At 71.1% G+C, this 6031-nt stretch carries 6 protein-coding genes; 3 read left to right on the top strand and 3 right to left on the bottom strand.

What is annotated here, in order from left to right; translation table 11 throughout:
* On the bottom strand, positions 1-1027 hold a 1027-nt coding region (locus tag TN53_RS33225; protein ID WP_046262486.1), incomplete at its 3' end, for a LacI family DNA-binding transcriptional regulator.
* A 335-nt stretch (positions 1028-1362) separates the two neighbouring features.
* On the opposite strand from TN53_RS33225, the gene TN53_RS33220 reads away from it, so the two are divergent.
* The 3 genes from TN53_RS33220 to TN53_RS33210 are packed head-to-tail and all read left to right on the top strand — an operon-like array spanning position 1363 to position 4492.
* The gene (locus TN53_RS33220; protein WP_046262485.1) at positions 1363-2514 is read left to right on the top strand and encodes a Gfo/Idh/MocA family protein; all 1152 of its coding nucleotides are present in this window, start codon (positions 1363-1365) and stop codon (positions 2512-2514) included.
* Positions 2511-3662 (top strand): dihydrodipicolinate synthase family protein, encoded by a 1152-nt coding sequence (locus TN53_RS33215; protein WP_046262484.1) that lies wholly within the window; start codon positions 2511-2513, stop codon positions 3660-3662. The genes TN53_RS33220 and TN53_RS33215 overlap by 4 nt, the downstream gene beginning before the upstream one ends.
* Positions 3663-3694: 32 nt before the next feature.
* The gene (locus tag TN53_RS33210; protein ID WP_046262491.1) at positions 3695-4492 is read left to right on the top strand and encodes a sugar phosphate isomerase/epimerase family protein; all 798 of its coding nucleotides are present in this window, start codon (positions 3695-3697) and stop codon (positions 4490-4492) included.
* A 206-nt stretch (positions 4493-4698) separates the two neighbouring features.
* Here TN53_RS33210 and rbsD read toward each other — a convergent pair whose 3' ends face one another.
* Complete coding sequence (gene rbsD / locus TN53_RS33205; protein WP_046262483.1) at positions 4699-5094, bottom strand: D-ribose pyranase; 396 nt, start codon at positions 5092-5094, stop codon at positions 4699-4701.
* Positions 5091-5993 carry a ribokinase gene (locus TN53_RS33200; protein ID WP_046262482.1) on the bottom strand — a complete coding sequence of 301 codons (903 nt, stop codon included), beginning with the start codon at positions 5991-5993 and terminating at the stop codon, positions 5091-5093. Before TN53_RS33200 ends, rbsD begins: the two co-directional genes overlap by 4 nt.
* Positions 5994-6031: the final 38 nt, after the last annotated feature.

Here is a 6031-nt window from a genome sequence, read left to right as displayed (position 1 = left end):
CGTCAGCGACCTCCGCATACCCCCCCCGCGGCAGCCCCCGCCCCATCTCCGGCCCCTCCTCCCGCCCCATGGCGATCCGCCCCGCCCGAGCCCCCGCCTCCGCCAACGGCAACCGCACCGTCGTCAACGCAGGCACCGCATCAATACTGAACGGCAGATCATCGAACCCGGCGACGGACACATCATCCGGAATCCGCAGCCCGGAGTCCCGCAGGGCAGCACACGCCCCCAGCGCGACGGAGTCGTTCGCCGCCACCACCGCCGTAAGAGACGGATCCCGCCGCAACAACTCCAGCGTCGCCTCGTACCCCGACCGCCGGTCGTAGCGCCCGTGCACAGTCCACCGCGGATCCTCGGAGATCCCCGCGTCCGCGAGCGCGGCCCGATGCCCCTCCAGCCGATCCCGGGTGGTCGTCCGCTCCTCCGGCCCCGCGATGTACCCGAGCCGCCGATGACCGAGCCCGAGCAGATGCTCCGTCAGCTCCCGCCCACCCCCACGGTTGTCGAAGGTCAGCGCGATCGCCCCGGTCTCCGGCGCCGGCGGCCGCCCGCACAGCACCACCCGCGTCCCGGCATCCTCCAGCCTCCGCAGCTTCGCGGCGACCGCCGCCGCGTGCGGCGCGTTCTCCACCGCACCGCCCGTCAGCACCACGGCCGCCGCCCGCTGTCTCTGCAGCAGGGTCAGATACGTCAGCTCACGCTCCGGAGAACCCCCGGTGTTGCAGGTCACCGCCAGCCGTTCACCGCCCGCGCGTCCGCCCGGACCGCCGATCTCGGACTGGATCGCGCTCGCCATGATCCCGAAGAAGGGGTCCGCGATGTCGTTGACGAGAATCCCGACGAGGTCGGACGTCGCCGCGGCCAGCGCACTCGCCGGCCCGTTCAGTACGTAGTCCAGTTCGTCCACGGCCCGCAGCACCCGCTCACGGGTGGTTGCGGCCACGGGATAGTTCCCGTTCAGCACGCGCGACACCGTCGCGGGCGAGACCTGCGCGCGCGCCGCCACGTCCGCCAGGGTCACCGTCATCTCGTCGTCCTCCGGTCGCGCATCGTCGTACCTCGTCGTACCCGGGCTCCGCGCCCGTCCCCGCTCAGTCAGCCACGCAGGACTGTGCGGCTGCACAGACGCAGCACAGTCAGTCATGGTTCCGAGCAGACCTTAAGGCCCCCACACCCCGTTGTTCGTCCCCTCGAACAACTCGAAGCGGTCACGGTCTTGTCCGAACCGCTGCTCAGAGGCTAGCTTCTCATCAGATAGAAAGCGCTTGCTGTGACGCTCATCAGTGGAGGCGTACGCGGCGCGCACAACCGCGTACGGAATGTGCAGGGAATGCTGCGCACGACGCCTACGAAGGGATCGACGTGACACGCAAGACGGTGCGTATCGCCATGAACGGTGTGACCGGGCGCATGGGCTACCGCCAGCACCTGGTCCGCTCCATCCTCGCGCTCCGCGAGCAGGGTGGCCTCGACCTCGGCGACGGCACCGTGCTGTGGCCGGAGCCGATCCTGGTCGGCCGCCGCGAGCACGCGCTGAAGGCGATGGCCGAGCAGCACGGCCTGGAGCACTGGGCCACGGACGTGGACGAGGTCCTCGCCGACGAGACCGTGGACATCTACTTCGACGCCCAGGTGACCTCGGCCCGCGAGGAGGCGCTCAAGAAGGCGATCGCGGCGGGCAAGCACATCTACACCGAGAAGCCGACCGCCACCGGCCTGGACGGCGCCCTGGAGCTGGCCAGGCTCGCCAGCGCCGCCGGCATCAAGCACGGCGTCGTCCAGGACAAGCTCTTCCTGCCCGGCCTGCTCAAGCTGAAGCGACTCATCGACGGCGGCTTCTTCGGCCGGATCCTCTCGATCCGCGGCGAGTTCGGCTACTGGGTCTTCGAGGGCGACTGGCAGAGCGCCCAGCGCCCCTCGTGGAACTACCGGGCCGAGGACGGCGGTGGCATCGTCGTCGACATGTTCCCGCACTGGGAGTACGTCCTGCACGAGCTGTTCGGCCGGGTGAAGTCCGTCCAGGCCCTCACCGCCACCCACATCCCGCAGCGCTGGGACGAGAACGACAAGCCGTACGACGCGACGGCCGACGACGCCGCCTACGGCATCTTCGAGCTCGACGGCGGCGCGATCGCCCAGATCAACTCCTCCTGGACCGTCCGCGTCAACCGCGACGAGCTCGTGGAGTTCCAGGTGGACGGCACCGAGGGCTCGGCCGTCGCCGGTCTGCGCAACTGTCGCGCCCAGCACCGCTCGGCCACCCCGAAGCCGGTCTGGAACCCGGACATCCCCGCCACCGAGGTCTTCCGCGACCAGTGGCAGGAGGTCCCGGACAACGCCGAGTTCGACAACGGCTTCAAGGCCCAGTGGGAGCTGTTCCTCCGGCACGTCTACGCCGACGCCCCCTACCACTGGGACCTCCTCGCCGGTGCCCGTGGCGTCCAGCTCGCCGAGCTGGGTCTGAAGTCCTCGGCCGAGGGCCGTCGCCTCGATGTCCCGGAGATCGCGCTGTGACCATCCAACTCCCCGACACCAGTGGGAGCTTGAGGGCGTACGAGCCCCGCCGGGAGCCGCTCGCCCTCACCACGGGTTCCCCCCTCACCTCTCGTACGGTGTTCTCGGCGGCCCATGTCGTCGCCGACCCGTTCGCCGACACCACCCCCGACTCGCCCGCCGCGATCGACTGGGACGCCACCCTCGCCTTCCGCCGCCACCTGTGGTCCCACGGGCTCGGCGTCGCCGAGGCGATGGACACCGCCCAGCGCGGGATGGGCCTGGACTGGGCGGGCGCGGCGGAGCTGATCCGCCGCAGCGCCGCCGAGGCCAAGGCGGTCGGCGGCCGGATCGCGTGCGGCGTCGGGACCGACCAGATCGCGGCCGGTTCCCTGGCCGAGGTCCGTGCGGCCTACGAGGAGCAGCTCGCCCTCGTGGAGGAGTCCGGCGCGCAGTCGATCCTCATGGCCTCCCGCGCCCTCGCCGCCGCGGCCCAGGGCCCCGAGGACTACCTCGAGGTCTACGGCCATCTGCTCCGCCAGGCCTCCGAGCCGGTCGTCCTGCACTGGCTGGGCCCGATGTTCGACCCGGCGCTGGAGGGCTACTGGGGCTCGTCCGACCTGGACACGGCGACCGACACCTTCCTGGAGGTCATCGCGGCCCACCCGGACAAGGTCGACGGCATCAAGGTCTCGCTGCTGGACGCCCAGCGCGAGATCGACATCCGCCGGCGCCTGCCGCAGGGCGTCCGCTGCTACACCGGCGACGACTTCAACTACCCCGAGCTGATCGCGGGCGACGAGAAGGGCTTCAGTCACGCCCTGCTCGGCATCTTCGACCCACTGGGCCCGCTGGCGGCCGAGGCGGTGCGCGTCCTGGACACCGGCGACACGGCGGGCTTCCGTGAACTGCTCGACCCCACCGTCGAGTTGTCCCGCCACCTCTTCCAGACGCCGACCCGCTTCTACAAGACCGGCGTGGTGTTCCTGGCCTGGCTCGCGGGCCACCAGAGCCACTTCACCATGGTCGGCGGACTCCAGTCGGCGCGCTCGCTGCCGCACTTCGCCCGCGCCTACGAACTCGCCGACGGACTGGGCCTGTTCCCGGACCCGAAGCTGGCGGAGGAGCGGATGAAGAACCTGCTGTCCCTGTACGGAGTGAACCAGTGACCGGCGACCTCTCCCGCTTCTCCATCAACCAGATGACGGTCAAGCAGCTGTCGATGCCGGAACTGGCCGACGCCTGCGGCCGGTTGGGCATCGTCAACGTCGGCCTGTGGCGGGAGCCCGTCCAGACGTACGGCCTGGAGGCGACGGCCAAGCTGGTCCGCGACGCGGGTCTGACCGTCACCACACTGTGCCGCGGCGGCTTCTTCACGGCCATCGACGCGGGGGAGCGCGCCGCGGCCCTGGACGACAACCGCCGTGCCGTCGACGAGGCGGCGACGCTCGGCACCGACACCCTGGTCCTGGTCTCCGGTGGCCTGCCGGCCGGTTCCAAGGACCTGCACGGCGCCCGTGAACGCATCGCGGACGCCCTCGCGGTCCTGGGCCCGTACGCGCAGGAGCGCGGCGTGAAGCTGGCCATCGAGCCGCTCCACCCGATGTACGCCTCCGACCGCTGCGTGGTCTCCACGCTCACGCAGGCGCTGGACCTCGCGGAACGCTTCCCCGCGCACCAGGTCGGCGTCACGGTCGACACGTACCACATCTGGTGGGACGACAACGCGCCCGCGCAGATCGCCCGCGCGGGCGCCTCCGGCCGTATCCACACCTTCCAGCTCGCCGACTGGACCACCCCGCTGCCCGAGGGTGTCCTCAACGGCCGCGGCCAGATCGGCGACGGCGCGATCGACATGCGCGAGTGGCAGGGCTACGTCGAGGCGGCCGGCTACACCGGCGCCATCGAGGTGGAGCTCTTCAACGACGAGCTGTGGGCACGGGACGGGCGAGAGGTGCTGGCGGAGACGGCGGCCCGGTTCGTGGAGCACACGGCCTGAGACCCGCCGGGGCGGCCCGGTAAAAATTTCTTGAGAAACCGTGCAACCCTTCCCGCACCTCGCGGGTCGTACTTGGCATCAGGACTTCTGGGGGAGGGATCTGGGGGGATCGCGGGGGTTCTGATACGGAGGGGAAAACCCGAGGGGGCCTGGTCGACGGACCAGGCCCCCTCGAAGTTTGTACGGCTAGAACGAAGCTTGTACGGCTAGAAGAACACCCCGCAGCGCAGCAGCACGTTCGCGTACGGCCGTGCTTCGCCGGTCCTCACGACCAGCCGGGCACCCGCCGACAGCTCCTTCAGCCGCTCATGCGAGACGAACTCCAGGCCGTCCTCGCCGAAGTGCCCGTCCAGCAGCTTCGCCGCCGCCGGATTGGCATCCCGCACCTCGGCCGCGGCCGTGGCGCCTTCCACGACCAGCTCCTCCAGCAGCCCCTGCACCACCTCGGCGAAGGACGGCACCCCGGCCCGGAAGGCGAGGTCGACGACCCTGGGGCCGTTCGGTATCGGCATACCGGCATCACAGACCAGCACCCCGTCGCCGTGCCCCAGCTCGGCGAGCGCGCCGCAGAGATGACGGTTCAGGATTCCCGTCTTCTTCACGGGGCGTCGACCTCCGCCGCGGTCGGGAAGGACGCCTGGGCGCCCTCCTTCGTGACGGCGGCCGCTCCCACCCGCGCCGCGTACGCCGCGGCCTCGGCCAGGGAGGCACCGGCACCGAGCCGGTACGCCAGCGCCGCCGTGAACGCGTCGCCCGCGCCGGTCGTGTCCACCGCGTCCACTTTGACCGGCGCCACCCGGGCCACGCCCTCCCTGGAGGCCACCAGCGCACCCCGCGACCCCAGCGTCACCACTACCGACCGCGGCCCCTTCGCCAGCAGGATCCGCGCCCAGTCCTCCGGCTCGTCCCCGACCCGGGAGTCACCGAGGATGACCTTCGCCTCGTGCTCGTTGACGATCAGCGGATCGCAGGCGGCCAGCAGCTCCGTCGGCAGTGGCCGCGGCGGCGACGGATTCAGCACGAAACGGCTGTCCGGCGCCAGATTCCGTACGACCTCCACGACCGTCTCCAGCGGGATCTCCAGCTGCACGGAGACCACCCGCGAGGCGTGGAAGAGGCTGCCCGCGGCCCGCACGTCCCCCGGCGTCAGCCGCCCGTTGGCACCCGGCGACACCACGATGCTGTTGTCCCCCGACGGATCCACCGTGATCAGCGCGACCCCGGTCGGCGCACCGCCGACGAGAACGCCCACCGTGTCGACCCCGGACGAGCGCTGCGAGTCCAGCAGCAGCCGGCCGTACGCGTCGTCGCCGACCCGGGCCAGCAGGGCCGTACGCGCGCCGAGGCGGGCGGCCGCGACCGCCTGGTTGGCGCCCTTGCCGCCCGGGTGGACGGCCAGGTCGGAGCCGAGCACGGTCTCGCCGGCGCCCGGCCTCCGCTCGACGCCGATGACCAGATCGGCATTGGCGGATCCCACGACCAGCAGGTCGTAGTCGTACATGAAAACGCTCCCCTATGAAGTGACGTGAGGCGGGTGGG

The organism is Streptomyces sp. WM6386, from assembly GCF_000972385.1.
In the GTDB taxonomy this organism is placed as follows: domain Bacteria; phylum Actinomycetota; class Actinomycetes; order Streptomycetales; family Streptomycetaceae; genus Streptomyces.
Note: the sequence above shows the minus strand (reverse complement) of the source record. Positions and strands in the feature narration are given on the sequence as shown.

Bases quoted from the DNA above. Each gene is read 5' to 3' on its own strand.
- TN53_RS33200 (WP_046262482.1), bottom strand. From the start codon at position 5,993: ATGTACGACTACGACCTGCTGGTCGTGGGATCCGCCAATGCCGATCTG.
- TN53_RS33210 (WP_046262491.1), top strand. From the start codon at position 3,695: ATGACGGTCAAGCAGCTGTCGATGCCGGAACTGGCCGACGCCTGCGGC.